We start from the raw sequence: 251 nt of genomic DNA, 5'->3' as shown, positions 1-251 counted from the left end.
ATAATAAGTCGGAACCGAATTCGCGCTACCAGCCAGGGCCGGGAAAGGCGGCTTGGCGTTGAACACGTTGTCGACAATCAGCTTCAGGCCGAACTGGTCGTTCACCTTGGTTCCGACCGTGGCATTGAACAGCCACCAATCGCTCACGCCCATGATGTTGCGGGCATTGGGCGCTTCGTCGACGTCAAACTTGCCCTTGCCGTAATACTGGGCCTGGATGAGCGCGTTGAAGTCCTTGCTCTCATAGGTGA

The 251-nt window shown here is 56.6% G+C and carries 1 protein-coding gene; it reads right to left on the bottom strand.

The genetic code is table 11. The features are described 5' to 3' along the window. Positions 1-251, bottom strand: a 251-nt coding sequence (locus tag NLU14_RS22570; RefSeq protein WP_275710823.1) for a TonB-dependent receptor, incomplete at both ends; no start/stop codon positions are given.

This window comes from Marinobacter iranensis (assembly GCF_029207565.1).
Lineage (GTDB): Bacteria > Pseudomonadota > Gammaproteobacteria > Pseudomonadales > Oleiphilaceae > Marinobacter > Marinobacter iranensis.
Note: the sequence above shows the minus strand (reverse complement) of the source record. Positions and strands in the feature narration are given on the sequence as shown.